Genomic DNA, 26,011 nt, shown 5'->3' with positions numbered 1-26,011 from the left:
GCAAAAAACGGCGCACGGGCGATTCAGTTCTCGGACGCAGCGTCGTCAGTGTTCGGCTGGCCGCCGTCAGTCTGGGGTTCGCCCCCGTCGGCCGCGGCCGGCGGTTCCCGCTCTTCCTCTAACTGCTGTTCCCAGCGGATGCGCAGGACGTTCCCGTACATCGACAGCACGAGCCCGACACCGAGGACGATCATGCCGAGGTTGATACCGATAGTCAACAGGATGCTCGCCGGCCCGCCGCCGATTGCGAGCTCACGCGGCACCGGATAGCCCTCGTCGAAGATGCTCCCGATGAGCACCGAGACGATGCCGATGACGGTCATCGCACCGAAGATGGTCGAGACAGTTCGCCAGGACGGGGACAGCGAGAGCCGTTCGATGCCCGTGGTGTCCGGCTCCTCGTCGCCGCCGTGGTGTTCTGGCACCATACTTCGGGGAATAAACGCCTTCGTCTCGACGGGGTAAAAGGCGGGATGCATCCCGTGCTCGAAGATGTGGAACATGACTCCCATCAGCATGATGACGCCCAGCAGGCCGTGGAACGTGACGAAGGCCATCGCGGCCGCCTTGGTCTGGAACATCGCGGCGAGTCCGGTCTTGCTCCAGATGAGCAGGCCCGAAATCGCAAGCAGGGTCAGCTCGATGGAGAAGATGAACACGACGCCCTTGCCGATGTAGGACAGCAGCGGGACCTCGTCGGCCTTGTAGCCGGCGAACTGTCGCGCGCTCGGGTGGCGTTCGTCGGCCCGGCCCAGCACGAACTGGATGTCCTGGATGAACGCGTCGATGTCATCCTTCGCGGGGAGGATCTTCGAGAAGTTGCTCCGGCCGGTCGAGGAGATAATCTGGAGCGTGATCCAGAAAACGACGAGCGCAATCAGCCCGATGCCGGTAATACGGTGGATCGCCGTCACACCCGAGGCCCCGCCCATCAGCGTGAGCATCCACCACAGTTCGTCGTTGAACATGATGGCGTAGCCGGTGAAAAACAGCAGGAACACGTCCAGCCCCAGCAGCGAGTGGAACAGGGTCGTCACGCGCGTGAACTTCCCGTGGTCGAGATTGCTCATGCGCCGTCACCCCCCTGTCTGTCACCACTGTTCGGCGAGCCACCGTCGGCCGCGACGGCCTCGCTGACGTCCTCGCCCGGCTCACGCATCTGGTCGGCCAGCCGCTGGAACGCCGCCCAGTGGATGAACACCATCACGAGGATGAACGCACCCAGGATGACGTCGGCCGCGTGGATGAGCGCGATGAGGAAGTCGAGCGCGGGGATGGTGTTGCCGAACACCCAGTCCGAGCCGATACCGCCGCCCTCGACGCTTGGATTGACCCGGTACAGCGACTCGTAGCCGATCCTGAATCCCTGTGCCCAGAACAGCGCCAGCCCCGCGACCACGAGGCCGACGACCGTGCTGATGAGCACCGAGACGCGGCTATACCCGTTCACCTCCGGAAGGTCGTCCCTGTCAGTCATTGGAACTCACTGGCGTCCTCGCCAAAGATGATGTCCATGGCCACGTCGTTGAAGAACGTGCCGCTGTCCCTGTTGTCCAGTTCGTCCGATATCTGGGCGGGCGTCCCGACCAGAATGGCGTCAGTGGCACACTCCTCGGCGCAGGCCGGCCCCTTGCCGACGTCCTGGCGTTCCTCGCACATGGTACACTTGTCCATGTTGCCACCGCTGCCGACGAGGTTCGCGACGCCCTCGTCCTCGTTCGGGAACTGTGGCGCGCCGAAGGGACACGCCGAGAGGCAGTACTGACACCCGATACAGAGGTCGTCCCGGACCCGGACGAAGCCGTTCTCCTTCGAGATGAGCGAATCGGTCGGACACACCGAGACACACGGCGCGTTTTCGCAGTGATAACACTGCATCGGCACCGCGGTCTCGCCGGGTGACTCACCCTGTTCCATCGCCTTGCCGCTGCTGGCGTTGAGCCCCGACGCGGCCTCCTGGCCTTCGAGCATCGTCGCGATACTGATTCGCTGTTCGTCCCGTGGGACGTCCCACGTTCGTTTACAGGAGACGACACACCCGCCACAGTCGATACACGCTTCGACGTCCGGGAAGATCCTCGCGTCCTCGCCGGTACTCATCACGCCGTCGTGCATCACTTCGTTGCCTGTTGACATACTAGCTCACCTCATTTCACCGTCGAGTTGTCGCGGACGTCGAAGTCCTTCTGTGTCCCGACGTCGTTCTCGTCTTGCGGGAACGTGAGATCGAGGTCCACGTCGATGTTGTACTGGTCAAGCACCGCCGGCGTCGCCGGGTTGACCGCGACCATCGACACCTTCGTCTCCTGCATCTGGGTTTCCACGTCGTAGCCGCGGGACGTGATAGCGTTGGCTGAGTCCCCGATGGCGTAGGGAACGTGGCCGTCGGGGTACTTGTCCTCCAGACTCTCGCCTTTGAACACGCCGCCCCAGTGGTAGGGCAGGAACACTTCCTGGTCGTTCGGCCGGTCCGTCACGCGGGCTTTCACCAGCACGGAGCCGCGGTCCGTCGAGGAGATGACGACGAGGTCGCCGCCGTCGACGCCGAGTTCCTCCGCCTTGTTCGGCGTTATCTCAGCGTACATATGCGGCTGGAGGTCGGCGGTGTGGATGTTGTTCCGCGTCTCCGCACCACCGCCCTGGTGTTCGACCTGCCGACCGCTGGTCATGATCATGTCCAGATCAGGCCCGTCGTCCTGATTGTGGATGATGTTCGTGGCCTGTTCCTGCTCTTCGAGGTTGTTCTGGTCGAGCCGATAGAAGTTCCGTTGCTGGCCGTTGGCCGGCCACTCGTTCAGCAGTTCCGTGTCCGGCCCTTCGATGGGTTCGCGGTGGACCGGTACCTTGTCGAGGAAACTCCAGACGACGGCCCGCGCTCGGCCGCGTCCGGTCGGCGCGTCGGGCTGGTTGTAATCGTACTCCTCGTAGAACTCGGGGTCGACCCCCTGTCCGATCATCGTTTCGAGGTACTCGTCGAACACCGAACTCCCGGTTTCAGGGTCGTTCAGCGCCTGCGCGGCGGTGTACACCGACTCCTGGTTATCGAGTGCGTACTGCTGCGGGATGGTGAGCTCGTCCGGCTGAACCTCCTGTTCGGGGTCCACGAGGCTCTGTGGCGGCGTCACCTTCCAGCCCGGATACTCCGGGATGCCGTGAATCATGCCGTCTGCAGCAGTGTCGTCGTCATCGGCCCACTCGGGGTTGTACGGTGCCCGGGTCAGGTCCAGCGCCTCCTCCTGGCTCTCGTATCGGTCGCCGACGGCGTCGAGCGTGTTCTGCATCGGGTACTCGTCGTCCGTCGGCATCGCGTCCCAGTCCTCCGGGGTCGGTGCCGAGACGCCCCAGCGGGTCCGGAAGTCCTGCCCCCCGTTGTTGGGGTCCAAGTCGTCGTTCCAGATGATGGGGGTGCCCGGATGGTCCTCACCCCAGCAGGGCCAGGGGAGCATCCAGTACTCGCCCGCGACCGGCGTCCCCTCGGCCCCTTTGAGGTCCTCGTTGGAGAACGCCCAGTCGTACTCCAGGTGTTGCTGGAGCCGTTCGGGGGTCTGGCGGTAGCCGATAGTGTTAGTCCCGAGGTTGAACTCGCGGACGACGCCCTGGTAGCTCGACTTCCCGTTGTACAGCTCCGAGCCCGCGCCCCAGTCGAAGTGCTCGCCGAAGCCCAGATAGCCGGCCAGTTCCTGCATGATCTGGAGGTCCGGCTTGGAGTTGTGGGCCGGCGAGCGGACGGGTTCGGACCACTGCACCGACCGGTTCGTGTTGGTCAGCGACCGGTGGTGCTCGTACTGGCTGGACGCCGGCAGTAGCAACACCGGCGGTCCGTCCTCGTAGTCCGGCAGGACGCTGGCGACCGAGGGGAACACGTCGACAACGACCAGCAGGTCGAGGTTCTCCATCCCCTCTTTCATCTGCTCCATCTCGCTGATGGAGTTCGCCGAGTGCCCCCAGAAGAACGCAATTTTCGTCTGGTCGGGCTGGTAGATCGGCGTTTCCTGATAGCGGTCTGCCTTATCGAGCGCCGACTCGAACCAGCGGGCCACCGTCAGCCCGTTCTGGAACATCATCGAGTTCTCGGCCGGATTGTCCGGGCCGTGATCGCCGCTCGGCGGCAGTTCGTTCGCGTCCTCGCTGCCCTCGTAGTTCGGGCTCTGGCGGACGTACTTCTCCGGCGGCATCAGCTCGAACCGGTTGTACAGGTCCGCAAACGAGGTGGAGCCGCTGGTCTCGGGGGTACGGTCCCAGATTTCGGCCCACCACGACCAGCCGCCGGCTGTGAGGCCGTAATACCCCGGCAGGATGTGGCTCGCGACCGCGAGATCGGTCGCCCCCTGGACGTTCGCGTGTCCGCGCATCACCTGGAGGCCGCCGCCGCTCCGGGCCGCACTCCCGGAGGCGAGGCTCGCCATCGCATACGAGCGGATGTTCTGGGTCCCGTTGTTGTGCTGGGTCCCACCCATCGCCCACTCGATCTGGACGTGTGGCCGGGCCTCGTCAATCATGTCGGCGATGCGCTCGATGTCCTCGGCGGACACCCAGGTAATTTCCTCGACCGTCTCCTTGTCGTACTCGTCGAGTTCGGCGTCGACGTCCTCCCAGCCCTGGACGCGGTCAGTGAGCATGTTCTGCCCGCTGTCGTCCGCGTCCGGGTCCATCGCGAGTCCGTGCTTGTCGCGGAGTTCTTTGATGATACCCATCATTAGGGCCACGTCGGTGCCCGGACGGAACCGCATGAACTCGTCGGCGTGGGCCGACGTCTTCGTGAACCGCGGGTCCAGATTGAGGATGGTTCCGCCGCGTTTCTGCCCTTCGAGGATGTGCTGCATCGCAATCGGGTGTGCCTCGGCGGGGTTCTGGCCGATGATGATGTTCAGGTCGAAGTTCCGGTAGTCCTGAACGGTGTTGGTCATCGCGCCATAGCCCCAGGTGTTCGCCAGTCCCGTCACCGTCGTGGAGTGACAGATACGCGCCTGGTGGTCGATGTTGTTCGTGCCCATGAACGCCGCCAGCTTTCGGATGGCGTAGGCCTCCTCGTTGGAGTGGTGGGCGCTGCCCAGCAGCATCACGCTCTCGCGACTGTGTTCCGCGTCGACGTCGACAGCCTCGCTCGGGGGGGTATCGTCATCCGGCCACAGCGCCCGGATGTCCGTTGCCAGACGGTCGTAGGCCTCGTTCCAGCCGAGTTTGCGCCACTCCCCGTCCTCCTGTATCATCGGGTGTTTGAGACGCTTCTCGGAATGTTCGGTCTCGTAGATGCCGGCCCCTTTCGAACACAACGACCCGGCATTTATCGGGTGTTCATGCCACGGCTCCATGCCGACGAAGGAGTTGCCCTCCTTCTCACCACGGAAGCCACAGCCCACCGAACAGTAGTTACAGATCGTCTTGGTCAGTTCGGTGTCCGTGTCTGTCCCGTCCGTTTCCTCACCGTCCTCCTGAAGCGCCCGACCAGCGCCGCTGACGCCGAGGGCGACCCCGCCCGCGAGGGCGCTCGCCTTCATGAACGAGCGCCGGTCGAGATCCAGTGAGACTGGTTCCTGTTGTGTACTCATGGTGAATGGTGCCCACCCATTACCGATGCTGTCCGTGTTTGCCACGAGATCTGGTTTGTCATTGTCTCTCTAGACGTGCCACAAATTCGATGTCATCCATGATAAAATGTGTCATAGTTAGCCATAATAATTCATGAAATTTTCCACCCGGCCAAATATTTGGGGTTGTATTCATGAATAGATGTGTGAACACTCCGCAAGGTCTATTACCGGGACAGGGTTTTGCATGATTAATGAACACGGGCGCCTTTGTGTGTTCCTGTGGAGGATCGTGCGATATCGACCTCGAAGCGGTACGGGACGGCGTCGACAGTGTCGACGTCGTGGCCAGTTCCGAACTGCTCTGTCAGGACGGCCTGGCCGGGATGTCACAGGTCATCGAGGAGTACGACCTCGATCAGGTCATCGCGACGACACCGGAGCCGTCGTGTCAGGACCGCATCCGCGGGCTCGCCGACGAACACGGCCTTCACCCCGAGGCATCGGTGTTCGTCGACCACCGGGAAACCAACGCCTGGGTCCACGACGGGGCCGCGGCCACCGACAAGACGGCCCGTCTCATCAATGCAAAGCGGGCCGGTCTGCGCGAGGAAGCGCCGTCGCGGACGGTGTCGAAAGACGCCGGGAACCGCGTCGCCGTCGTTGGTGATCCGGAAGCAGCGCGGTCACTGACCGACGACGCCGACGTGTTGTTCATTGCGGACGGGCGGGACTTCGCCGACGTGGAAGGGCTCGGCGACGTGACGATGGAGCGCGGGCGTGTCGTCGACATCGATGGCTCCTACGGCGAGTACGAACTCACGCTTGAAGCCCGCGTGACCGACGACTGTATCGACTGCATGGACTGCGTTCGAGAGGGGCCGGACGGAATGGTGACGGAGTTCCCCGTCGACATCCATCCGGACGCGCCCGACGGCGAATGGACGAACACCTGCCCGACCGATGCCATCGAACTGGACGGCGTTACCCGCACCGTCGAAGTCGACCAGGTCATCTATCTCGGCGGCCGCGACGACGCCCGCGGCGGTCGGCTGGGCTTCTACACCGGACCGGTCGACGCTGGAACTATCGCCGCCGTCGAATCGCAGGTGGGCGGCATCGAGAAGCCGCAGTTCCTCGACCTCGAGATGGACGTCTGTGCCGCGGGGGCGTCCAGCCAGGAGGGGTGTACGGCCTGCGTGGACGCGTGCCCCCACGGCGCGGTCGACCGGCCGACTATCGACTCCGTGGAGTTCGACGAGGTGGCCTGCGAGAACTGCGGAGCCTGCACGAGTTCCTGTCCGACGGGCGCGACACAGCTCCGCGAGCCCTCGAACCGACGGCTCGCCCGCGAGGTCGAGGCGCTGCTGGAAGACGACTCGGATGAGGGCTTGCTGTCGCGCGGCGACAGCGCCGGTATCGATACGCAGGTCGTCGCGTTCGTCTGCTCGGAGTACGCTGCCGAACGGCTCCGCGCACACGGACGCAAAGCCGTCCAATCGGGCGATCTCGACTACCCACCGATTCTCCCGGTCCGGGTCAACTGCACGGACACGGTCGGTGAAGCTCACGTCATGCACGCGCTGGCGGCCGGCGCTGACGGTGTCGCCATCGTCGGCTGTGGCGGCTCCTGCCTCCACTCCGGCCCGGACCCCAAGCAGGACCTGGTCGACCGGCTCAATCGGGCGACGACCGACCTCGGACTCGGTGACCGTGTGGGCTTCTTCGCCCCGGAAGCGGGCAACCCTGCGGCCTTCGTCGAGTCGCTGTCCGGGTTCGTCGAGTTCGGCCTCGACGAGACCCCGATTCCGGCCGGCGACTACGAGGCGACCGGCCGCAGCGACACCGACCGCGAGGAACCGCGGCCGAACCCCGACTTCGATTCCCACGGCTGGACCTTGGAGAGCGTCCGGACCATCATGGAGTACGTCGAACCCGAACGCGAGGTGATTCGCGGGCTGAAGGACTTCGGCGTCATGGACGTCAACGACGCGTGTACCCTGACGCCGACCTGTACGACCCTCTGTCCGACCGACGCCATCAAGCGAACCGGCCACGGCGAACTGGCGTTCAACCACGCGGACTGCGTGAACTGCGGCCTCTGTGAGGAGGGGTGTCCGGAGACGGCGATTACGATGCACGATGGTCTGGACCTCTCCTTGCTACCGGAGAACCGCGACGGCGAGGCCTGGACGACCGTCCACGAGGGCGACATGCTGGAATGCGTCCGCTGTGGGAAACCGTTCACCAGCGTCGCCTCCGCCGACAAAATCGAAGAAGAGGTCGGCGACCAGGTCGAGGGGCTGGCCCCCGACGCCGACCACAGCGTCTTCGAGTACTGTAGCGACTGTCGGAGTCGCCTGCTGTTCGACCAGGGGGAGAAGCGATGAACGACGCGGCCGTCTACGAGGCCCGTCTCGAACTGGTGGACTTCGTCATCGACGTGTTCTGGGACGTGCCCGAGGAGGTGTTCGTCGAGCGGCTGTTGAGCGGCGAGGTTCAACTGCCGGAAGACTCCATCAACGATCAACTCGACGAGGGCTTCGAGGTGCTTGCGACGTGGATCGACGAGAACGCAGACCGGTCGGTTTCGGCGGTGCAGGACGACCTCGAACGGGAGTACACGAACCTGCTCGTCGGCCCGCGGCCGCCGGTGTTGCCCCACGAGACGAACTATCGGGCGGACACGGAGTTCATCGGCGAAGGCCTGGCCGAGGTCGACGCCAGCTATGCCGCAGCGGGATGGGCACCCCCCGAGGAGTATCCCGAAGAGAACGACTTCGTCGCCGTCGAGATGGCGTTCCTGCGGTATCTCATTGAGCGCCAGCGTGAGGGCGACGAGGAGACCGTCGGCTACGAGCGGGTGTTCATCGAGCAACACCTCAGCGAGTGGGTCGTCGACTTCACCGACGAGATGCGCAAGGAGGCCGACGACGGGCTGTTCCTCGCGGCGGCGCTCATCTGCGAGGGACTGGTCCGCTTCGAGGACGAAATCGTCGCGCAGGTCGGGTAGCAGGACGGCTACCGGATACGGAGCACGAGCCCAGTGCTTGCGATGAGGCCGACGACCAGCAGGACCTTCACCGCGGGCAGCAGGAACGCCATCGCCTGTTCCATGAAAAAGAGCGACCGCCAGGAGTTGACCGACCGTGCGACGACCGCGACGGCGCCCGCGCCCGCGACCAGTACGCAGAGGAGCGTGACCGACGCCGCCGCAACGACGCCAAAGGGGTTCGCACGCAGTCGCTCACGCATCGGGCACCACCCGCCGACCGACGACGAGGACCACGAACAGCGGGACGAGGACGGCCAGCAGACGGCTGACAAACAGACCGATGTAGCTGATAGTCGATTTGAGGTGGATCTCCCAGTGCCAGCTTCCCTTGAGCTCGGCGATGAGTCCGATTGTTCCGACGACAAGCAGTGACAGCGCCAGCAGCGTGGCGAGGGTGTAGACCAGGATTCGGAGATATCCGAGGAGCGAGACAGCGGTCAGTCGGGTGTTCGATTGCTCGGTGGCCATCAGGTTCCCTCCTCGTTCCAGTGTTGCTGATAGATATCGTACGTAATGACGGCGAGGACGACCAGGCCGACACCGAGGACCATCGCGCCCATGTCGGGTGGAAACGGAAGGTTGAGCCCTGATTCCGAGTGTATGGGGATAGTTAACATGAACTATGGTACGGACTGGCAAGTAAAAAACCATTGCGACCTGTTGTCTTGAGACAAAGTTTTTCTCCACGTAGCCCTACCCCTGTGATAGCATACCATGACATCACGCCGTGGCCTGCTGCTCCGACTCTCCGCACTCACCGGAGCGGCCGGTCTCAGCGGCTGTTCGTCCCTGCTGGCCAGGCAAGCGGAGTCGCCGACGGGTGACCTGGACCCGAATCCCCGAGCCGACGAACTCCCAATACGGCAACACGCCTGGAACGAGCGCCTTCGGAGCGATGCCGCCGGCAACGACCTGTTGCCGCGTCATTTCCGTCTGTTCATGCTCGACCTCGACGGGTCACCGTCAGATCCGGCCGCGGAGACTGTCGAGCTAGCGATGCGAACGCTGGAAGACGCCTACGAGTTCACCAGTTCGGGACTCCTGCATATGCTTGGCTGGGGGACGAGCTACTTCGATACTTACGGGTCGCTCGATTCGTCCCCGATACGCAGCCCGCGGGTCCTCTCCCGAACGGACGATCCCGATCTGCAGGCCTTCGACGCAATGCTCGTCCTCGCAAGCGACGTTCCCTCACACCTCGCGGCCGCCGAATCGGCGATGTTCGACACGCGGCCGACGCTCGCGGACGCGGAGATTCAGGGTCGACTCGGCGACGTGTTCTCCGTCGCCGACCGCCGCGGCGGCTTCATCGGCGAGGGGCTTCCGGCGGCCCACGCCGACGCGGAGGGCGTCCCCGCCGACATCCCCGAGGAGTCGTATATGTTCTCGGGCTTTTTCGCCGGCCGGGCCGGGACGCAGGCCAGCGAGGACCGCGTCACCATCGACGACGGCCCCTACGCCGGCGGGACGACGATACACCTCTCGCGAATCAACGAGGCCTTCGACAACTGGTGGGAACTCGCCCAGTCCGACCGCGTCAAGCGACTGTTCTCGGCGGAGTTCTCCCCGGAGGACATCGACAGAGGTGCCCTCCCCTTCGCCGACATGGTCCGCGAGCACGCGAGTACAGAGGGCGAGGTCGGCCACTTCGAGAAGGTGGCCCGCGCCCGCAAGGACGGGGAGCCGATTGTCCTCCGGCGGGACTTCAACACGATTGACGGCGGCCAGGCCGGGATTCACTTCCTGTCTCTACAGGAACGCCCGCGGGACTTCGAGGAAGTTCGGGACGCGATGAACGGCTGGTGGCTCCGAGAAGAGCACGAAGACCTCCGGGACCGACAGAACAACGGCCTGCTGGAATTTATCGAGGTTGCGTCACGCTCGAACTTCTACGTCCCGCCGCGTGACAAACGGGCCTTCCCGGCCCCGTAGCTGTCGCTCGCGTATAGGGAGGGGCCACGAAAACAGTGCGAGACCTGACGCCGGCAGCGGCTCACTCCTCGTCGTCGTCCGTCGTCGTGTCGTTCTGGTTCACGTCGCCCGGCCAGACGCCGTGGTCCCAGACCTCGAAGTCGTTGAACGTCTCTGTCGCACCCTTCGGCTTCCACTCACTCTCTTCGTGTGCCATTGTATATCATCTGTCGTAGTGACCGGGCTTAAGTTTTGGTGCCGTCACTCAGACGGCGTTCCCGGCGGTTTCTGCTCGTCCGTGACTTCGTCGAGGAACGCGTTCGCGTAGAGGTCGACGTGCATCTTCAGGACCGCGCTCTCGTCGAGGCCGCTCTCCTCGGCCTGTCGGCTGAGCAACGCGGCCAGTTCCTCTGTCGGTTCGTACTGTACCTCGCGGCCGTCAACCTCGAACGCCACGTCGTGGGACTGTGAGACGAGGTGTTCAATCTCCAGCAGCGCCTGCTCGACCTTCGTTTCCATCGCCGCGTCGATGTCCTCTAACCGCCGGTCGGCCCATTCCTGGGCCGCCTCGTACAGGCGGTCGCTTACCTCGAAGACGAGCGTCAAAACGACACCCCCTCGCCTTCGAACTCGGGCGTCCACAGCGTCGTCTCCTCACACACCGGACAGTTCTGTCGGCGCGGCTGCCCCTCGAACGCCGAGAGGTCGATCATCTGGCCGCATTCCTCGCAACTGTAGTACGTCATTCTTCGGACGGGGGCCACGACTGTGGGGCCGGGTCCGACTCGGTTATCTCGGAGTACAGGACCACGAGCGCGCCGAGCACGATGGCCAACACCAGTACCCCGGCGATGCCGCCCAGCGCGTTCTGACCGACGAACGTCGCTGTTCCGGTCGCGAAGTCGATGGTCGACAGTACTTCGAACAGTGTCAGTAACAGCCAGACGAACGCACCCAATACCACGAACGTGAGTATCTTCGACTGCTGGACCGCGGTTCGGAGTGTCATTGTCGTTCGTGTATGACAATGACCAGCAAACATTATAAATATAGGGCGTTACTCATCAGCGAGTTCCCACTCCGCCTTCTCGGCGGCGTCGGCGAGCGGGATAAACTCCCAGCCCGTCCGGTCGGCGATGGGCTCGTCGTCCGGACGGCCGACGAGGACCATCCGCTCGGCGTAGAACATCGAGTGCTCGTCGATGTCGGCGAGGCGTTCGGCCGGTTCCTGACCCGCGCCGCTGAAGAAGTCGGCGTCGATGCCGTGGTCACGCTGGAACTTGTTGATGACGAACGCCTCCACGTCGCCGACGATACCAACCCAGTCGGCCCACGCCCGCGCCTCGCGGAAGACCAGTTGCGGGTCGGCGAACTGCCGGGCCGCGTCGTAGGTTACGGCCATCGTCATGTCGTCGATGCCGCCGCCGTGGGGACCGCTCGCTTCGACGGGTTCCTCGCCGGCAGCGGGGTCCTCGGCGACGTTCGAGGCCGGGTCCGTGTCGGTCGCGGCCGCGCCGCCCGCGCCGCCGCTGTCCGTCGGGATGCCGACCGGCTTGTCCTTGTTTTCCCGCGGGACGTGAGGGACCGCCTGGCCTCCGGGGTCCGCGCTGGCGGTATCTCCGCCGTTCCCTCCGACACCAGTGTCCGAAGCAGGACCCGTTCCTGCGGCCGCGCCGGGACTCTCAGCCTCGGCGTTGCTGTCGGGCCGCACCGATGCGGTCCCAGTCGCTCCGGGGTCGGGTTCGTCCTCTGGGTCGCCCTCACCACTCCAGAACCAGTCGCCCCGGTTCGGCGTCTCCTCGTCGTCCTGTACGTCGAGTTCGTCGAGGTCGATTTCGTCTGTCATTCTCCGAGTGTCGTGTCCGCTGGTAGTGTCGATTGGTCGACGGCGTCCGCGAGGCCGAGTCGCTCGATTGTCTCGGATGTGGGCCGGCCGTCGGCGTCCCAGCCGCGCTGACTGTAGTACTCGTCGAGCATCGCGTCGAACGACTCGGCGTCGATTGCCGCGCCAGCGTTCGGGCCAGAGTCGAGCGGTTCCTGCAGCTTCGCCGGAAGTTCGTCGTCGGCTCGGGAAACGCCTTCGCGGACGTTGAACAGGCGCGTCAGATTCCACACCCGCTCGCCGACTGTCGCGAGGTCGCCATCCGTATCTAGGCCGACAGCGTCGAGCCACTCCGCGCCGAGGTCCTCGAAGGCGTCGCCGACGAAGTCATCGACGACGAGACACCACAGCACCGAGCGCTGGTCCTGTTCGCGGATGACGGCCGCGGCCGCCCGCTCGGGGCTCCAGTCGCCGTCGAAGGCTTCCCGCTCGATGGGGAGCGCCCGCCGGTGACAGGCCCCGCGGTCGCTGGTTGCGTACGCCAGCGCCATGCTCCGTGCGCCGCGGGGGTCGTACGCCGGCAGTTCCATGGCCTTGACCGTCGGCAGGAGGTCGTCCCCGCCCAGCCGGGCCGAGGCCGCATCGACGCCGTCGGCCAGGGCGTCGCCGAGCATCGTCTCCCGTGCGACGATCTCTTTGAGGAGCGCCCGCGCGTCGTCGGGACTCCCGTAATCGAGCGACTCGTCGAGCAGGCCGGCGTCGCCAGCTTTGATCGCCCACGCGACGGCGCTCCCGGCGCTGATGAGATCGAGCCCCAGCCGGTTGCAGGTCTCGCCAAGCGCCGCCACGGCGTCGAAGTCGTCGATTCCCAGGCCGGCCCCGAGACTCATCGCCGTCGCCCCGCGCGGGACGGTTTCGCCGTTCTCCGTCTCGACGCGGAAGCCGCCGGGGCTCCCGTCGTCGTCGTACTCCCGACCCGCGGCGAGTTCCTGCACGGCCTCGATGCCGACGCCGTCGGCCCCCTCGAACTGGCCGTCCTCCCAGCCATGCGTCGAGAGCGCGCCGACCTCGTTGGCGAAATCGACCGTCTCGACGGTGCCGCTGGCGTGGAGCCACTGCCCGGTGTCGCCCTCGCGATATCGGGTTGCGTACTGTTCCCGTAGCTCCGCGAGATCCGTCGGCGGGTCGCCGCGGACGACGACTGCTTTCAATCGTTTTGCACCCATCACGGCCCCGGCACCGCCCCGGCCGGCGTGGTGTTCGCCGCCGTCGGAGGCGATAGTCGCGAACGCGACGCCCTGCTCGCCCGCCGGGCCGATGCACGCCACCGCCCCGTCGGGGAACGCCGCGTCGGTTTTGGCCGTGTCCTTGCCCCACGTCTCAGCAGGTTCGACGGTCGCGCCGTCGTCCTCCACGACGAGCTTGACCGGCTCTTGGGCGCGACCGGTGACCAGAATCCCGATGTGGTCCTGCAGTGCGCCAGCCAGCGTGTCCGGGAACGTCCCGCCCGCGTAGGAGTCGAGGAAGCCGCCGGTCAGCGGCGACTTCGTGACCGCCGCGTAGCGCGTCTCGCCCGGCAACAGCCCGGAAACAGGGCCGAGCATGAAAAGCAGGACGTTCTCGGGACCCAGCGGGTCGGTGCCGGCGTCGAGTTCGTCGTACAGATACCGAGCGCCGAGTCCCTTGCCGCCCACGAACTGGCGACGCCAGGCCTCGGGGACCGGACGGCTCTCGACCGACGCCGACGACAGATCGACGTAGAGCATCCGGTCCCGGTTGGCCACTGTCATCACCCCACACTCTGCCGGCTGTCGACTAAAGGATTACCCACAGCGCGAAGCACCTTTCCCTCAGACCCGAGAAGTCGGGGTATGCGCGCAGGAGTCATCGTCTCGGGCGGCCGGTCGACGCGGTTCGGCGACAGCGACAAGGCCGTCGCCGACCTCGCGGGGACACCGATGATTCGCCGCGTCGCCGACCGACTGGGACAGGTCGTCGGCGACCTCGTCGTGAACTGCCGCGAGGACCAGGTCGAGGCTATCGACGCGGCGCTGTCGGGCCATACACTCGACCCGACGTTCGCACTCGATGCGGACCCGGACCAGGGGCCGATGGCGGGCATCGCGACCGGGCTGGAGGCCGTCGACAGCGAGTACGCCGCCGTGGTCGCGTGCGATATGCCCTTCGTCGACCCGGGCTTTGTCGACTATTTGTTCGAGCGGGCGGCGTCCCACGAGGCCGCGGTGCCGCGCCCGGACGAGTGGTTCCAGACGACACAGGCGGTGTACCACGCCGAGGCGATGCGGGCGGCCTGCCGGCGAGCGCTGGAACGCGGCGAGCACAAGGTCGTCGAACCCGTCTTCGACCTCGATTACGTCGTCGTCGAGCACGAGGACGTGCTCGAACACACCACGCTAGAGACGTTCGAGAACCTCAACACCCGCGAGGAGTTCGAGGCCGCGGCCGAACAGTTTTGAACGAACGGGGCCGGTGTCGGCTCGTCTCAGACGACTGCCACCAGCGGGTCGTCGGCTCGCATTTCCGCGAGCACCACGCGTGGCACGTCGGCGCGGTCGTGAATCGCCTCGGCGACGGCCCGCGCGCTCGCTTCGAGGTCAGCGTCGTCGACCATGTTGAGCAATGGAATCGCTGTCGCGCCGGCGGGGACGTCTTTCAGCCCGCCGCGGCCGCTGGCGAGGACCGCAGCGACGTCTTGCGGTCGAATCTCGTCGCCGGGGTCGAGCCCGGTAATCGCGGCTACTTCGTTGACGCGATGGACGAGGTCGTCGGTCAGCGGTTCGCCGACGACGTGGGCGCTTGCGATAGGCACGACCGTCGACGCCGTCGGGGGTAGCTGTGGCTCGCGGTCGCTCGGCGCTTTGAACTCCCGCATCCGCGCGCCGTCGGCTTTCACCAGAACCGGGTGGTCGATGTCGGTCAAGTCGGCGACAGTTTCCGGGTCGTAGCCGCGGTAGCGGTCCGGCCGCTCCTGTGTCGGGACGACGCCCAGCGGCCACGCAGTCGCATCCTCGATTGCTTCCCGCGGGGTTTCCGTCACGACAACGTTCTCGACCCAGCCGTCGAAAATCGGAATCCGGACCGTCGCAGAGACGACAGCGTGGTCGAGGCGACGTGCGAGCGTTGCCATCGTCGTCTTCTTCCCCCCAGCGCCGACAAGGCAGGTGGTCCCGTGCTGCGCGTCCAGCGCGTCGACGATGTCCATACGCACTACACGGCAGTAGTCGGATTAACCGTTACCCTGGTGCGCACGATAACGGAACCGGACCAGTCACGTCATTTAAGAGGTTGTGCTGTGAACAGTTAGCAAGGAAATGCTCGAAGACGACTTCGGTCGCGAGGTCTCCGGTGTCCGCGTCTCCCTTACCGACCGGTGTAACTTCGACTGCGTCTACTGCCACAACGAGGGGCTGGGCGACACACGGGGCCCGATGGAGGCACAGGACGACGAACTCACTGCCGACACCATCGTGGCCTTCCTCGAAGTCGCCGCCGAGTTCGGCGTCGACTCGGTGAAGTTCACGGGCGGGGAGCCGATGCTCCGGGAGGACTTAGAGGAGATTGTTCGGCGTGCCCCCAACGAGATGGAGGTGTCGATGACGACCAACGGCACCTTCCTCCCCGGCCGCGCCCCGGACCTCGTCGACGCGGGCCTTGAGCGGGTCAACGTCTCCCAGGACGCGCTCGACAGCGAGGCCTTCGCCGAGCTGACACAGAGCGGGGCCTACGACCGCGTCCTCGAAGGCGTCGAAGCGGCGCTTGACGCCGGCCTCGCGCCGGTGAAGCTCAACATGGTCGTCTTCGAGCCGACTGCGGGCTACGTCCCGAAGATGGTCGACCACGTCGCCGAGAACCCCGGGCTCCAGCTCCAGCTCATCGAGTACATGCCGGAACTGGCCGGCCATCCGGAGTGGGCCATCGACATCGACCGCGTCCACGACTGGCTGGAAGACCGCGCGGACACGGTCGAACACCGCGAGATGCACGACCGCAGGCGTTACTGGATACACAGCAACGAGGCGGCGGTCGAAGGGAGTGGCGCGACCACCTCGCTGGCCGCGTCCGACGGCGGCGTTCAGACGGAGCCAGTCAACAACCAGAACAGCGGCATGGTCGAGATCGTCGACCCCGTCGGTAACGAGAACTTCTGTGCGAACTGCCACCGCGTACGGCTCACCCACGACGGCTATCTCAAGGGCTGTCTGAACCGCAACGACGACCTGCGGGACATCGGCACGACAAAGGAGTCGATGCGCGCCGCGTTCCGCGAGACGGTCGACACCCGGGTCCCCTACTACGGGGAGTACATGGTCGAAACCGAGGACGGCGAGTGGGAGATAAACGAGGAGTACATCGACACCGACGGGGACCGTGCGCCCTACGAGTACTCGGAGTAGCGGTCGCCGCGGGCAAACGCTCTTGTTTTTCCATCGTGAAGACCGGCCAGAATGAGTTTCCCGTTCCGCGACCGAACCGCGATTTCACTGTCGTGGAACGAACTCACCGGCGCTGTCGGGGACTCCGCGACGGTGCTCCCGGTCGTCGTGGCCGTCGCCGTGCTGACGGAGCTCTCGCTCCCGGTCATGCTGGTCTGGTTCGGCGTTTTTCAGGTCGTCTGGGGGCTGTACTACGGCGTCCCGATATCGGTCGAGCCGATGAAGGCCTTCGCCGCGCTGGTCATCGCCGGGACTATCTCCACCGGTGAACTCGTCGTTGCGGGGCTCCTGCTGGCGGGCATCCTGCTCGTACTCGGTACCACGCGGTCGCTCGGGACGGTCAATCGGTACGTCGACGACACCGTGGTCCGGGGGGTCCAACTCGGCGTCGCACTGGTCCTGCTAGAGACGGGCATCGGTCTCGGGCTCAGCGACCCAACACTCCTGGCCGTTGCCGTCGGCCTTGTGGCCGTCTTCGCACTTCTGGGCTACAGTGGGCAGAGCGCCTTCGCCGTCTTCGTCCTCGGCGTCGTCCTCGCCCTCGCGGAGACCGGCGTGCCGACGCCGGCCGTCCCCGCTGTCGACGCCATGTTCATGCTTCCAAGCATGACACTGTCGGTCCAGACGGCAGAGGCCGTCCTCGCTCAGATTGCGGTCACGGTCGGCAACGCCGCCATCGCCACGTCAGTCCTGCTTGCGGACTACTTCGACCGAGACGTGTCCGCGGACCAACTCTCGAACAGCATGGGGCTGATGAATCTGGTCGCGGTCCCCTTCGGTGCGTTCCCGATGTGTCACGGGAGCGGCGGCGTCGCCGGAAAGTACGCCTTCGGGGCCAGAACGCCCGGCGCGAACCTGATTCTCGGCGCGGGCTACGTGCTGACCGCGTTCCTCGCCGTCGGCGTCATCGCGGCCTACCCGACGGCGCTACTCGGGGTCATTCTGGTACTAATCGCGCTCCAACTGGGCTGGACCGGCGTTTCTAGAACAGATGACCTCGTAGTGGTCGCGGCAATCGGTGTTCTCGGCGTACTCGTCAACCTCGGTCTCGCGTTCGCCCTCGGCGTTCTCGTCCAGCAACTGCGCGCCCGGGTGTGACTCGACGGCCGGCCCCCACACGCTTGTATCAGGAGCCCGAAGGGTCGACTGATAGATGCGTCCCGCAACGGAACTCGAAAACTTGCTCGGAGAGGCGGAGTCACTTACCATCGTCTGTCACAACAACCCCGATCCCGACTGTCTGGCCAGTGCGCTTGCGCTCGGCCGTATCGCGGCCGCCGTCGGCATCGACGAGCGGCGAATCCTCTACAGCGGCGAGATTTCACACCAGCAGAACCGCTCGTTCGTCAATCTCCTGGAGATGGACATCCAGGAGTTCGATGCAGCCGACGTGACCGACCGGGAATCCTCGGAACTGCTCGCCTTCGTCGACCACTCGATTCCGGGATCGAACAACCGGGTTCCCGAGGACATCTCGGTCGATATCGTCATCGACCACCATCCCGCCGAGGACATTGCGGCCAGGTTCATCGACCACCGCGTGGAGATCGGGGCGACGGCGACGATACTGACCGAGTACCTGCGGGACCTCGACATCGAACTCGACGACCGCTTGGCGACGGCGCTACTGTTTGCCATTCGACGGGAGACGCTGGGCTTCCTTCGCGGCGTGACGCCGGACGAGTACGGGGCGGCCGGCTTTCTGACAGCGGCGGCTGATTCGGACCTGTTGCGACAACTCTCCTCGCCGTCGATCAGCGGCGCAACTGTCGACGCTATCGCGGACGCCATCGGGAACCGGACGGTCCGCGGCTCGGTGCTGATCTCACACGTCGGACGGACGCCAGAGCGGGACGCACTGCCGCAGGCGGCCGACTACCTGGCGACCCTGGAGGGCGTCGATACGGCCATCGTCTTCGGCATCGTCGAGGACACTATCCAGCTCAGCGCCCGCTCGACGGACTCCCGGGTCAACATCGGTGACGTTCTGAGTGAGTCACTGAGTGACGTGGGGAGCGCGGGCGGGCATCGGGAGATGGCCGGCGGCGAGGTGCCGCTCGGCATCTTCGCCGATTACACGAGCGACGACACCGTGCTCGTCGATATCGTCGAGCAGGTGATTTCGGCGCGGCTGTTTGCCGGATTGAACCTCTCCGAAGAGAACTGATCAGCGCAGCCCTCAGGACAGCCGGAACGTTTCCAGGTTCTTCGGGTTGTGGGTCCGCATGTTGAACTTCTGGTACAGCGCCGAGGAGAGCTGGTTCGTCGAGGACTCGTCGCCGTGGACACAGAGGATCTTCTCCGGCCGGGGGTGCATCGTCTCGACGAACGACTCCAGTCCCTGTCGGTCGGCGTGCCCGGAGAAGCCGTCGACCGTTTCGACGCCCATCTTGAGGCTGACCCGTTCCGCTCGCGGGCCGCTGGTATCGCCGAGCGTGATCTCGTCTTGGCCGCGCTGGATCTGGCGACCGAGCGTTCCCTCGGCCTGATAGCCGACAAAGGCCATCGTGTTGTCAGGGTCGCTGCCCAGCAGGCGGAGCCAGGACATCACGGGGCCGCCGGTGACCATCCCGGAGGTGGTGAGAATGATAGCCGGCTCGTCGTCGGTGATGTCCCGTCGCATCTCGTCGCCGCCGTCGACCTGTGCGAACTGCTCGGCGAGGAACGGGTTCTCGTCCTCGTACAGGATGCGCTGACGGAGGTCCTCGCGGAGGTACTCCGGGTACGCGGTGTGGATGGCCGTCGCCTCGCGGATCATCCCATCGAGGTACACCGGCATCGTCGGGATGTCGCCCTTTCGCATCGCTTCTTCGAGGACGAGCATGAGTTCCTGGGACCGCCCCACAGCGAAGGCCGGAATCAGGATTTTGCCCTCCTTCTCGTAGGCTTCGTTGATGACGTCTTTGAGGACGCGCTCGGAGTCGGACTGGTCGGTCTGGTAGTCGTTTTTCCCGCCGTAGGTCGACTCAAGCACGAGCGTCTCCACCCGCGGGAAGTCGTTGACAGCGCCGTCGAGCAGCCGAGTGTCCTTGTAGTGAATGTCGCCCGAGAAGGCGACGTTGTACCGCCCTTCGCCGATGTGGAAGTGACACACCGCCGAGCCGAGGATGTGGCCGGCGTTGTGCATCGTGAGCTTGATGTCGGGCGCGATGTCGGTGACATTGCCGAACTCCAGTGGAATCGTGTGTTTGAGCGCGTCCCGGACCTGCTGGCTCTCGTAAGGCGGGGTGCGGCCCTCCTTGGAGGCCACATCGAGGTAGTCCAGTTGGAGCAGCCCCATCAGGTCCCGCGTCGGCGCGGTCGTGTAGATCGGGCCGTCGTAGCCGTATTTGAACAGGATAGGGATGAGCGCGGAGTGGTCCAAGTGGGCGTGAGTCAGGACGACGGCATCGATGGAGTTCGGCCCCGCCGCGAGGGCTTCGGGGGCCTGGAGATACGGGACCTCGCCCTCAGCCCCGGGCTTGTCGCCGCAGTCGATGAGGATGCGTGACTCGGGCGTCGAGAGGATGAACGACGCGCGACCGACCTCCCGACAGCAGCCGAGCGTAGTGAGTCGGACCCAGTCCTCGTCGGCCGTGGTGGGGCGGTTGATCTGGCGGCCGACGCGCTGGAGGATGTCCCGTCGTTCCTCCCGTTCCTGCTTGAGGTAGTTCCGGACGTTCGAGACCGTCGAGGACTCCATCGGCGGCGTCCGAACGACTTCGGGGGTCCAGCCGACGGAAGCGGAGATTTCGTCGAGGGTCGCGCCGTGGCGGCCGATGACGCGGCCGGGCTTTTCGGCCTCGATGAACACTTCGCCGGTCTGGCGGTCGAAATCCAGGTTCTGGACGCCGGCATCCTCGGGAATCGTCTGCGTTATTCGAGCCCGGGCTTCGTTCGGCGGGACGAGGGCTTCCTGCGTGGGGCGAACGTTGATACGTTTGCGCAGCGTCTGTGCGAGGTTTCTGACGATCCCGTCGCGGTTGGCGACCGTCTGCGCGTCCGGCGTGTAAATAACCAGTTCCGGTCCCTCGAACGCGACGGATTCGATTTCGATGTCGTCCGGTGTCTCTTCTTCGACCTGTGCTTTGATTCGATCAAGTGTCTCGTCTGCGGAACTCATAAGTTTGGAGATGGAGGCCCGATAGCCGTCGGTAAAACCACGGCTCTCGACTGCCGTTATCTAGCGGGAGTGCAAGCACGGTAAAGAACCTTTGCTTGTCTCGGTATGTCATTGTATGGTCGTGTCTCGGCAGGAACCGGCGAATTTTAGTGTGGGACTGCGAGTTGTAGTTGTATGGGCTTTGGTAGCTACGATGAATCCGAACAGAAGGACAACGACGTAGACGCAGACGACAGCGAGGGCGTTGCGGTCCACGAGAACGACCACGACGGGTCGGTCTCCTTCGAGACGGAGGCGACCACGAGCGACCTCGTCGACAAACTCGGCGACATGAAAGACGAGGACGAGGAGTAACGCCGCCGCCACTCCCGACTGCGCTTACTGGCCGACTTTTTCCGCGAGTTCGCCGCGCTCGTCCAGCTGTTCGAGGATGTCGCTGCCGCCGATGAACTCCCCGTCGACGAACGTTTGGGGGATAGTCTCGCGGTCGCTGTGGCGCTCCAGGGCTTCACGATAGGCGTCGGTTGCCTTGAGCACGTCCACTGTCTCGATGTCGTCGCGGTGCTGTTGCAGTAGTGCGAGGGCCTTCTTCGAGTAGCCACACTGTGGCATCAGCTCGTTGCCTTTCATGAACAGCACGACCTCGTTGTCCTCGATGACGCTGTCTACCTGGTCCGTGACCTCTTCGGGCGAGAGTTCTTCGGGCTCGAATGCCATACCCACACTAACGGCGTCGGCAATAAAGGCGTACCGACGGGGCGAGCGAGTCCACAGCGTCGGGACGCTCGACTACTCGGCTTCCTCGGGCGTCAGTGTCGTCAGCTCGATAGCGTGAATGTCGCGGGTGAGATGGTCCCCCAGCGCGTCGTGGACGAGCTGGTGCTGGTCGACTAGTGATTCTCCCTCGAACGCCGGGGACACCACGCGTACGGCGTAGTGTTTGTCGTCGTCGGGGTCCCGCGGTGTGGTGACCGTCGCCTGTGCTTCCGGAAGCGCTTCCTCGATGAGTTCGGCGACTGCATCCTCGTCCATACGCGCTCTGAAGAGAGCGGCAGGCAAAACAGTTGGCGTCACAGTCATGCCGCGGTCACTAACTGAGCGACAGTTGCCGGCCGATACCGACTCCGAGGGCGGCCAGTCCCAGAAGGGTGAGCGCGACCCCGCCGAACCGGACTGCCGAGAACGAGGCCACAAGCCAAACCGTCCAGAGCGCGACCACCAAGGCAAGCCCGCCGGCCACGATCAACAATCAGTCTGACGAACCGCTTCATGTCCGTGTCTGTGGTGATCGGCTGTAAATTCCCGCCAGCTGAACCACAGGTGTTTGTGCCTCGGGTACGTAGGTCGGATATGAGCGACGCAACGCTCGTCTACGACGACGACTGCGGCTTCTGTACGTGGTGGGCGGACTTCATCGACGAGCGGTCCGACCTCGAAATCGTCGGGTTCTCCGACCTTGACGACGACCTGCTGGAGCGACTTCCGGACGACTACGAGTCCTGCTCGCATCTGGTGACTGACGAGGAGGTGTACTCCTGTGGGGAGTCCATCGAGACAGCGCTCACCTACACCGACATAGGCAAGCCGGCGCGGCCGCTGGTCTCCTTTTTCCGCCAGTTCGAGGACTACGAGCGGTTCCGCGAGCGGGCCTATCGGCAGGTCGCCGATAACCGTTCGAAGTGGGGGAAAATCATGTCGAAGACGCCGCCAGCGCGCAGGGACGACACGAACTGACGACCCCTGCCGGACCCTGGCGTGTTGCAGATCGCCCTCGCTGACCGGGCTGACGTAGCGCAGAATCGACACCGAAACTGCGTGGCCGCGACGAGGAACGCCGGCAGGTAAATAACCGCCAGCGAACGGTGGAACAGAACCCGGACGAGCCAGTACGCCTCTGGCACCCACGGCAGCATACTCCGGATGTGGCCCAGCCACGAACTAAACCGTACCGGGCGACAGCTGTGTCAACCACACTCAGCCGTTATCTGCCTGTTCAGGCCATTAGTTGCTGGTGCGTCGGCTTCATACAGCGATCCTGGACGACGCGGCGGCCGGCCGCTTCGGCACGTTCGACGGCCTCGTCGTCGTGGATGCCGAGCTGGAGCCAGATGACGGCGTCGTCGTCCCGTTCCAGGGCCGCGTCAACGATGTCGCTGACCTCGTCGCTTGGCCTGAACACGTCGATGATGTCTATCTCGCCGGGAATCTCTGACAGCGAGTCGTAGGCCTTCTGTCCGAATATCTCGTCTGCGAAGGGATTGACCGGAATCACCTCGTACCCCTGTTCGTTGAGGTACTTCGGGATCTCGTGAGCGTCCTTGCCGGGGCTGGTCGAACACCCGACGACGGCGACGCGGTCCAGTTCGAGGATCTCTCGGAGTTCGTCGTCCGAATTAACGGGCATACACGGATGTTCGCCGGGCAGCAACAAAAGCGATTGCCTGCACGACCTACTCCGTAGGCTCGTCGGCCTCTGTCGGTTCCTGCAGGTATGTCTGGCCCCACGCTGCCATTTCGGTGATTACGGACTCAAGTGACTCCCCGTGTTCGGTGAGCGAGTAATTGACGCGAAACGGTTGTTCGTTGATTACTTCCCGGTCGACGAGCCCTTTCTCCTGTAGGTCTTCGAGGCTGTCAGAGAGCACTTTGGAAGAAATCCCGTCGACGTTCTCTTTGAGTTCGTTAAATCCTGACGGGCCGTTATCAAGCAGTCGGTGGATGATGACGGGGTGCCACTTCTTCCCGATGAGGGACGCCGTCGTGGTTATCGGACACCACTCTTCGCCAGCACACCAGACGGAGAGCTTCTCCGGTGAATCACTCATATCTTGTCGGGATTTCGGCCGCGGCCGGCTAATAACTACCCCTGTGCAGGTAGCTCAGCCATGAGAGAGTAATTATATTTTTCTCCGGTTATTCAGTGTATTCTTGTATGGTTGCAGTCACCGTGTGGAACGAAAACCGGCACGAACGGGCGACAGGCCCGGCCAATGCGATGTACCCCGACGGGATCCACACGACGTTGGCTGAGATGCTTACTTCGTACGGCCACACTGTTCAGACAGCGACACTCGATGACCCTGCCAACGGACTAGCCGAGGAGGTACTCGCCGAAACTGACGTGTTACTGTGGTGGGGAGATGTCGCACACGATGCTGTCAGCGATGCGACTGCGAGCCGCGTCGAGCAGGCTGTCCGTGACGGAATGGGGTTCATCCCGCTCCACTCCAGTCACGAATCGAAGCCGTTCGAGGCACTCATGGGAACGACTGGCACCCTGCGCTGGCGCGAGGAGGGCGAGCGCGAGCACGTCTGGGTCGTCGAATCGAGCCATCCAATTACCGACGGGCTTCCCGAGGAGTTCGAACTCGAACGAGCCGAGATCTACGGAAAGGGGTTCGACCTGCCGATACCGGACACCCTGGTGACTGTAAGTTGGTGTGGCGACGGCACAGTGTTTCCCAGCGGGTGTTGTTACTATCGTGATGCAGGACGGATATTCTACTTCCAACCCGGCCACGAGACGTTTCCAGTGTATCACCGGCCGGTCGTCCAGAAGCTCCTGCACAACGCTGTTACGTGGGCCGCGCCGAATGAGACCGACCACCGCTGTGCTGGACAGTCCTGACGGTCAGGACAACCGTTGTGCTGTCTGTCGGCTCCCGGTTACCCCTCCCTCTGTTTGATTGGCCGACCGGAAAGGACAGACTGTCTCTGTAAATAGGTGATTAGGAGGCGTCTTTCGGAACGGTAGGTGCTGTTTTACCTCGGGAGGGTGACCGAAGGCGACTGCAAACTTAGGGGACTGGGTCACGACCGTGAGCCAGCATGCGCGGACAACAGCGGAGCCGTAGACCGATTCCAAAGGGTTTGTATCTAATGACTTCGGAGAATGGCCTATGACAGAGAACGTGGTCGTGCTCGGTGCGGGGTACGCTGGCGCGGGGGCAATCAAGAGTTTAGAGGACGAGCTAGACGGTGTGGCAGACGTCGATGTGACCTGGATTTCTGAGACGGACTATCATCTGGTCTTGCACGAGTCCCACCGCTGCATTCGGGACCCGAGCGTCCAGGAGAACATCGCTATTCCCGTCCACGAAATCAAGCAGCCCTCGACGGCGTTCGTCCAGGACGAGGTCGTCGGCATCGACACTGACGCCCAGGAAGTGGCCCTCGCCGATTCTGACACCGTCGAGTACGACTACCTGCTCGTGGGGCTGGGCTCGCAGACGGCCTTCTTCGGCATCGACGGCCTCGAAGAGCACGCGCTGACGCTCAAGAGCCTCGACGACGCCCTCGAAATCCACGACAAGATTCAGCAGGCCGCTCGCGAAGCCTCCACGAACGACCCTGCGCAGGTCGTCATCGGCGGCGCTGGCCTCTCGGGCATCCAGACCGCCGGCGAGGTCGCCGAGTTCCGCGACGAACACAACGCGCCAATCGACATCCACCTCGTCGAAGGCCTCGACCAGGTTCTGCCAAACAGCGACCCCGAACTCCAGGGTGCCCTGCGCAAGCGCCTGGAAGCCGCCGACGTGAACATTAAATGCGGCGAGTTCATCGGCGAGGTCGACGAGGAGACCGTCTACATCGGCGACGAGGACGAACTGGACTACGACGTGCTGGTCTGGACCGGCGGCATCACCGGCCGGGACTGCATGCAGGATGTCGACCTCGATAAAGACGACCGCAACCACCGCGTCCACGCGGAAGGGAACTTCCAGACCGACGACGAGCACGTCTTTGCGATCGGTGACTCGGCGCTGATTGACCAGCCGGGCGACCAGCCCGCACCGCCGACGGCCCAGGCCGCCTGGCAAGCCGCCGAGGTTGCCGGCGAGAACCTCGCTCGCGCCGTGCGCGGCCAGCCGCTCAAAACGTGGACCCACAAGGACAAGGGGACGGTCGTGTCGGTCGGCGAGAAAGCCGTCGCCCACGACGTGGTGAACATGCCCATCGAAACCTTCGGCGGGATGCCCGCGAAACTGCTGAAGAAGGCGATTGCCGCCCGCTGGATCAAGGACGTTACTGGCGTCGGTCGGGCCGTCAAGGCCTGGCCTGACATGTAGTACCTTTTTACGTCACCCCCTCTCCTCGCGGCGCTTCGCGCCGCTGCGGGGAGCGGGTTCGCAAAAATCT

General features: G+C 64.4%; 31 protein-coding genes. 12 read left to right on the top strand and 19 right to left on the bottom strand.

The features are described from left to right. Positions 1–23: 23 nt before the first annotated feature. Genes VI340_RS08710 through VI340_RS08695 form a run of 4 tightly spaced genes read right to left on the bottom strand, consistent with a single transcriptional unit; the run spans position 24 to position 5,549 of the window. Complete coding sequence (locus VI340_RS08710) at positions 24–1,070, bottom strand: cytochrome b/b6 domain-containing protein (protein WP_336358211.1); 1,047 nt, start codon at positions 1,068–1,070, stop codon at positions 24–26. Then, positions 1,067–1,477 (bottom strand): hypothetical protein, encoded by a 411-nt coding sequence (locus tag VI340_RS08705; protein ID WP_008313242.1) that lies wholly within the window; start codon positions 1,475–1,477, stop codon positions 1,067–1,069. The genes VI340_RS08710 and VI340_RS08705 overlap by 4 nt, the downstream gene beginning before the upstream one ends. Next, positions 1,474–2,136 (bottom strand): 4Fe-4S dicluster domain-containing protein, encoded by a 663-nt coding sequence (locus VI340_RS08700; protein WP_151145890.1) that lies wholly within the window; start codon positions 2,134–2,136, stop codon positions 1,474–1,476. The genes VI340_RS08705 and VI340_RS08700 overlap by 4 nt, the downstream gene beginning before the upstream one ends. A gap of 11 nt (positions 2,137–2,147) precedes the next feature. Further along, complete coding sequence (locus tag VI340_RS08695) at positions 2,148–5,549, bottom strand: formate dehydrogenase subunit alpha (RefSeq protein WP_336358210.1); 3,402 nt, start codon at positions 5,547–5,549, stop codon at positions 2,148–2,150. A 233-nt stretch (positions 5,550–5,782) separates the two neighbouring features. On the opposite strand from VI340_RS08695, the gene VI340_RS08690 reads away from it, so the two are divergent. Continuing rightward, positions 5,783–7,918, top strand: coding sequence for a 4Fe-4S dicluster domain-containing protein (locus VI340_RS08690; RefSeq protein WP_336358209.1), 2,136 nt, complete (start codon positions 5,783–5,785; stop codon positions 7,916–7,918). Beyond that, the gene (locus tag VI340_RS08685) at positions 7,915–8,541 is read left to right on the top strand and encodes a TorD/DmsD family molecular chaperone (protein ID WP_336358208.1); all 627 of its coding nucleotides are present in this window, start codon (positions 7,915–7,917) and stop codon (positions 8,539–8,541) included. The genes VI340_RS08690 and VI340_RS08685 overlap by 4 nt, the downstream gene beginning before the upstream one ends. 8 nt (positions 8,542–8,549) lie before the next feature. Here VI340_RS08685 and VI340_RS08680 read toward each other — a convergent pair whose 3' ends face one another. From VI340_RS08680 to VI340_RS08670, 3 genes are read right to left on the bottom strand one after another with little or no spacing between them, the layout of a single operon-like run. Further along, positions 8,550–8,783: a hypothetical protein gene (locus VI340_RS08680; protein ID WP_049943106.1), complete on the bottom strand. Its 234-nt coding sequence runs from the start codon at positions 8,781–8,783 to the stop codon at positions 8,550–8,552. Beyond that, a complete protein-coding gene (locus VI340_RS08675) occupies positions 8,776–9,051 on the bottom strand; it encodes a hypothetical protein (RefSeq protein WP_008313247.1) in 276 nt (91 codons plus the stop codon). Before VI340_RS08675 ends, VI340_RS08680 begins: the two co-directional genes overlap by 8 nt. Further along, on the bottom strand, positions 9,051–9,200 hold the full coding sequence (locus VI340_RS08670) for a hypothetical protein (RefSeq protein WP_336358207.1): 150 nt from the start codon (positions 9,198–9,200) through the stop codon (positions 9,051–9,053). The genes VI340_RS08675 and VI340_RS08670 overlap by 1 nt, the downstream gene beginning before the upstream one ends. A gap of 97 nt (positions 9,201–9,297) precedes the next feature. Here VI340_RS08670 and VI340_RS08665 point away from each other — a divergent pair, with 97 nt between their 5' ends. Then, positions 9,298–10,515 carry a DUF7405 family protein gene (locus VI340_RS08665; RefSeq protein WP_008313249.1) on the top strand — a complete coding sequence of 406 codons (1,218 nt, stop codon included), beginning with the start codon at positions 9,298–9,300 and terminating at the stop codon, positions 10,513–10,515. Between the two features lie 61 nt (positions 10,516–10,576). Here VI340_RS08665 and VI340_RS08660 read toward each other — a convergent pair whose 3' ends face one another. Genes VI340_RS08660 through VI340_RS08635 form a run of 6 tightly spaced genes read right to left on the bottom strand, consistent with a single transcriptional unit; the run spans position 10,577 to position 14,109 of the window. Beyond that, a complete protein-coding gene (locus VI340_RS08660) occupies positions 10,577–10,711 on the bottom strand; it encodes a hypothetical protein (protein WP_008313251.1) in 135 nt (44 codons plus the stop codon). Between the two features lie 44 nt (positions 10,712–10,755). Further along, positions 10,756–11,100 carry a hypothetical protein gene (locus VI340_RS08655; protein WP_336329281.1) on the bottom strand — a complete coding sequence of 115 codons (345 nt, stop codon included), beginning with the start codon at positions 11,098–11,100 and terminating at the stop codon, positions 10,756–10,758. Then, the gene (locus VI340_RS08650; protein ID WP_004591875.1) at positions 11,097–11,240 is read right to left on the bottom strand and encodes a hypothetical protein; all 144 of its coding nucleotides are present in this window, start codon (positions 11,238–11,240) and stop codon (positions 11,097–11,099) included. The genes VI340_RS08655 and VI340_RS08650 overlap by 4 nt, the downstream gene beginning before the upstream one ends. Continuing rightward, positions 11,237–11,503 carry a hypothetical protein gene (locus VI340_RS08645; protein WP_336358206.1) on the bottom strand — a complete coding sequence of 89 codons (267 nt, stop codon included), beginning with the start codon at positions 11,501–11,503 and terminating at the stop codon, positions 11,237–11,239. Before VI340_RS08645 ends, VI340_RS08650 begins: the two co-directional genes overlap by 4 nt. 48 nt (positions 11,504–11,551) lie before the next feature. Then, on the bottom strand, positions 11,552–12,340 hold the full coding sequence (locus VI340_RS08640) for a DUF7124 domain-containing protein (RefSeq protein ID WP_008313258.1): 789 nt from the start codon (positions 12,338–12,340) through the stop codon (positions 11,552–11,554). Continuing rightward, positions 12,337–14,109: an aldehyde ferredoxin oxidoreductase family protein gene (locus VI340_RS08635; RefSeq protein WP_049943107.1), complete on the bottom strand. Its 1,773-nt coding sequence runs from the start codon at positions 14,107–14,109 to the stop codon at positions 12,337–12,339. The genes VI340_RS08640 and VI340_RS08635 overlap by 4 nt, the downstream gene beginning before the upstream one ends. Positions 14,110–14,187: 78 nt before the next feature. Between VI340_RS08635 and VI340_RS08630 the strand changes: the two genes are divergently transcribed. Next, positions 14,188–14,793 (top strand): molybdenum cofactor guanylyltransferase, encoded by a 606-nt coding sequence (locus tag VI340_RS08630; protein WP_336358205.1) that lies wholly within the window; start codon positions 14,188–14,190, stop codon positions 14,791–14,793. A gap of 26 nt (positions 14,794–14,819) precedes the next feature. Here VI340_RS08630 and yqeC read toward each other — a convergent pair whose 3' ends face one another. Continuing rightward, positions 14,820–15,539 (bottom strand): selenium cofactor biosynthesis protein YqeC, encoded by a 720-nt coding sequence (gene yqeC / locus VI340_RS08625; RefSeq protein WP_336358204.1) that lies wholly within the window; start codon positions 15,537–15,539, stop codon positions 14,820–14,822. 109 nt (positions 15,540–15,648) lie between these two features. Between yqeC and moaA the strand changes: the two genes are divergently transcribed. The 3 genes from moaA to VI340_RS08610 are packed head-to-tail and all read left to right on the top strand — an operon-like array spanning position 15,649 to position 18,937. Then, positions 15,649–16,731, top strand: a complete 1,083-nt coding sequence (gene moaA / locus VI340_RS08620; protein WP_336358203.1) for a GTP 3',8-cyclase MoaA — start codon at positions 15,649–15,651, stop codon at positions 16,729–16,731. A 51-nt stretch (positions 16,732–16,782) separates the two neighbouring features. Beyond that, positions 16,783–17,868, top strand: coding sequence for a putative sulfate/molybdate transporter (locus VI340_RS08615; protein ID WP_336329284.1), 1,086 nt, complete (start codon positions 16,783–16,785; stop codon positions 17,866–17,868). A 55-nt stretch (positions 17,869–17,923) separates the two neighbouring features. Next, positions 17,924–18,937, top strand: a complete 1,014-nt coding sequence (locus VI340_RS08610) for a DHH family phosphoesterase (protein WP_151103518.1) — start codon at positions 17,924–17,926, stop codon at positions 18,935–18,937. 12 nt (positions 18,938–18,949) lie between these two features. Here VI340_RS08610 and VI340_RS08605 read toward each other — a convergent pair whose 3' ends face one another. Then, positions 18,950–20,872, bottom strand: a complete 1,923-nt coding sequence (locus VI340_RS08605; RefSeq protein WP_008313270.1) for a beta-CASP ribonuclease aCPSF1 — start codon at positions 20,870–20,872, stop codon at positions 18,950–18,952. Between the two features lie 174 nt (positions 20,873–21,046). Between VI340_RS08605 and VI340_RS08600 the strand changes: the two genes are divergently transcribed. Next, a complete protein-coding gene (locus VI340_RS08600; RefSeq protein ID WP_004516241.1) occupies positions 21,047–21,226 on the top strand; it encodes a DUF5786 family protein in 180 nt (59 codons plus the stop codon). 24 nt (positions 21,227–21,250) lie between these two features. Here the strand turns inward: VI340_RS08600 and VI340_RS08595 are convergent, their stop codons facing one another. Beyond that, positions 21,251–21,589, bottom strand: coding sequence for a glutaredoxin family protein (locus VI340_RS08595; RefSeq protein WP_008313275.1), 339 nt, complete (start codon positions 21,587–21,589; stop codon positions 21,251–21,253). Positions 21,590–21,661: 72 nt separating this feature from the next. Next, complete coding sequence (locus tag VI340_RS08590) at positions 21,662–21,904, bottom strand: BolA/IbaG family iron-sulfur metabolism protein (protein WP_004516243.1); 243 nt, start codon at positions 21,902–21,904, stop codon at positions 21,662–21,664. Between the two features lie 73 nt (positions 21,905–21,977). Between VI340_RS08590 and VI340_RS08585 the strand changes: the two genes are divergently transcribed. Beyond that, positions 21,978–22,130 carry a hypothetical protein gene (locus VI340_RS08585; protein WP_161606638.1) on the top strand — a complete coding sequence of 51 codons (153 nt, stop codon included), beginning with the start codon at positions 21,978–21,980 and terminating at the stop codon, positions 22,128–22,130. 92 nt (positions 22,131–22,222) lie between these two features. After that, on the top strand, positions 22,223–22,606 hold the full coding sequence (locus tag VI340_RS08580; protein WP_336358202.1) for a DUF393 domain-containing protein: 384 nt from the start codon (positions 22,223–22,225) through the stop codon (positions 22,604–22,606). A gap of 259 nt (positions 22,607–22,865) precedes the next feature. Here VI340_RS08580 and VI340_RS08575 read toward each other — a convergent pair whose 3' ends face one another. Together VI340_RS08575 and VI340_RS08570 are read right to left on the bottom strand one after the other, a co-directional pair. Then, positions 22,866–23,276, bottom strand: a complete 411-nt coding sequence (locus VI340_RS08575; protein WP_050007249.1) for a CoA-binding protein — start codon at positions 23,274–23,276, stop codon at positions 22,866–22,868. 46 nt (positions 23,277–23,322) lie between these two features. Continuing rightward, a complete protein-coding gene (locus tag VI340_RS08570) occupies positions 23,323–23,697 on the bottom strand; it encodes a winged helix-turn-helix transcriptional regulator (protein ID WP_008313286.1) in 375 nt (124 codons plus the stop codon). A 107-nt stretch (positions 23,698–23,804) separates the two neighbouring features. Between VI340_RS08570 and VI340_RS08565 the strand changes: the two genes are divergently transcribed. Next, entirely contained in the window at positions 23,805–24,500 is a 696-nt protein-coding gene (locus VI340_RS08565) for a ThuA domain-containing protein (protein WP_008313289.1), read from the top strand. Between the two features lie 271 nt (positions 24,501–24,771). Further along, positions 24,772–25,941, top strand: coding sequence for an NAD(P)/FAD-dependent oxidoreductase (locus tag VI340_RS08560; protein WP_336358201.1), 1,170 nt, complete (start codon positions 24,772–24,774; stop codon positions 25,939–25,941). Positions 25,942–26,011: the final 70 nt, after the last annotated feature.

The sequence above is a fragment of the Haloarcula sp. CGMCC 1.6347 genome (assembly GCF_037078395.1).
Classification (GTDB): domain Archaea; phylum Halobacteriota; class Halobacteria; order Halobacteriales; family Haloarculaceae; genus Haloarcula; species Haloarcula amylolytica.
The sequence above is the reverse complement of the archived record's forward strand: the minus strand, read 5'-3'. Positions and strand labels throughout refer to the sequence as shown.

Bases quoted from the DNA above. Each gene is read 5' to 3' on its own strand.
- VI340_RS08710 (WP_336358211.1), bottom strand. From the start codon at position 1,070: ATGAGCAATCTCGACCACGGGAAGTTCACGCGCGTGACGACCCTGTTC.
- VI340_RS08705 (WP_008313242.1), bottom strand. From the start codon at position 1,477: ATGACTGACAGGGACGACCTTCCGGAGGTGAACGGGTATAGCCGCGTC.
- VI340_RS08700 (WP_151145890.1), bottom strand. From the start codon at position 2,136: ATGTCAACAGGCAACGAAGTGATGCACGACGGCGTGATGAGTACCGGC.
- VI340_RS08695 (WP_336358210.1), bottom strand. From the start codon at position 5,549: ATGAGTACACAACAGGAACCAGTCTCACTGGATCTCGACCGGCGCTCG.
- VI340_RS08690 (WP_336358209.1), top strand. From the start codon at position 5,783: ATGAACACGGGCGCCTTTGTGTGTTCCTGTGGAGGATCGTGCGATATC.
- VI340_RS08685 (WP_336358208.1), top strand. From the start codon at position 7,915: ATGAACGACGCGGCCGTCTACGAGGCCCGTCTCGAACTGGTGGACTTC.
- VI340_RS08680 (WP_049943106.1), bottom strand. From the start codon at position 8,783: ATGCGTGAGCGACTGCGTGCGAACCCCTTTGGCGTCGTTGCGGCGGCG.
- VI340_RS08675 (WP_008313247.1), bottom strand. From the start codon at position 9,051: ATGGCCACCGAGCAATCGAACACCCGACTGACCGCTGTCTCGCTCCTC.
- VI340_RS08670 (WP_336358207.1), bottom strand. From the start codon at position 9,200: ATGTTAACTATCCCCATACACTCGGAATCAGGGCTCAACCTTCCGTTT.
- VI340_RS08665 (WP_008313249.1), top strand. From the start codon at position 9,298: ATGACATCACGCCGTGGCCTGCTGCTCCGACTCTCCGCACTCACCGGA.
- VI340_RS08660 (WP_008313251.1), bottom strand. From the start codon at position 10,711: ATGGCACACGAAGAGAGTGAGTGGAAGCCGAAGGGTGCGACAGAGACG.
- VI340_RS08650 (WP_004591875.1), bottom strand. From the start codon at position 11,240: ATGACGTACTACAGTTGCGAGGAATGCGGCCAGATGATCGACCTCTCG.
- VI340_RS08645 (WP_336358206.1), bottom strand. From the start codon at position 11,503: ATGACACTCCGAACCGCGGTCCAGCAGTCGAAGATACTCACGTTCGTG.
- VI340_RS08640 (WP_008313258.1), bottom strand. From the start codon at position 12,340: ATGACAGACGAAATCGACCTCGACGAACTCGACGTACAGGACGACGAG.
- VI340_RS08630 (WP_336358205.1), top strand. From the start codon at position 14,188: ATGCGCGCAGGAGTCATCGTCTCGGGCGGCCGGTCGACGCGGTTCGGC.
- yqeC (WP_336358204.1), bottom strand. From the start codon at position 15,539: ATGGACATCGTCGACGCGCTGGACGCGCAGCACGGGACCACCTGCCTT.
- moaA (WP_336358203.1), top strand. From the start codon at position 15,649: ATGCTCGAAGACGACTTCGGTCGCGAGGTCTCCGGTGTCCGCGTCTCC.
- VI340_RS08615 (WP_336329284.1), top strand. From the start codon at position 16,783: ATGAGTTTCCCGTTCCGCGACCGAACCGCGATTTCACTGTCGTGGAAC.
- VI340_RS08610 (WP_151103518.1), top strand. From the start codon at position 17,924: ATGCGTCCCGCAACGGAACTCGAAAACTTGCTCGGAGAGGCGGAGTCA.
- VI340_RS08605 (WP_008313270.1), bottom strand. From the start codon at position 20,872: ATGAGTTCCGCAGACGAGACACTTGATCGAATCAAAGCACAGGTCGAA.
- VI340_RS08600 (WP_004516241.1), top strand. From the start codon at position 21,047: ATGGGCTTTGGTAGCTACGATGAATCCGAACAGAAGGACAACGACGTA.
- VI340_RS08595 (WP_008313275.1), bottom strand. From the start codon at position 21,589: ATGGCATTCGAGCCCGAAGAACTCTCGCCCGAAGAGGTCACGGACCAG.
- VI340_RS08590 (WP_004516243.1), bottom strand. From the start codon at position 21,904: ATGGACGAGGATGCAGTCGCCGAACTCATCGAGGAAGCGCTTCCGGAA.
- VI340_RS08580 (WP_336358202.1), top strand. From the start codon at position 22,223: ATGAGCGACGCAACGCTCGTCTACGACGACGACTGCGGCTTCTGTACG.
- VI340_RS08575 (WP_050007249.1), bottom strand. From the start codon at position 23,276: ATGCCCGTTAATTCGGACGACGAACTCCGAGAGATCCTCGAACTGGAC.
- VI340_RS08570 (WP_008313286.1), bottom strand. From the start codon at position 23,697: ATGAGTGATTCACCGGAGAAGCTCTCCGTCTGGTGTGCTGGCGAAGAG.
- VI340_RS08565 (WP_008313289.1), top strand. From the start codon at position 23,805: ATGGTTGCAGTCACCGTGTGGAACGAAAACCGGCACGAACGGGCGACA.
- VI340_RS08560 (WP_336358201.1), top strand. From the start codon at position 24,772: ATGACAGAGAACGTGGTCGTGCTCGGTGCGGGGTACGCTGGCGCGGGG.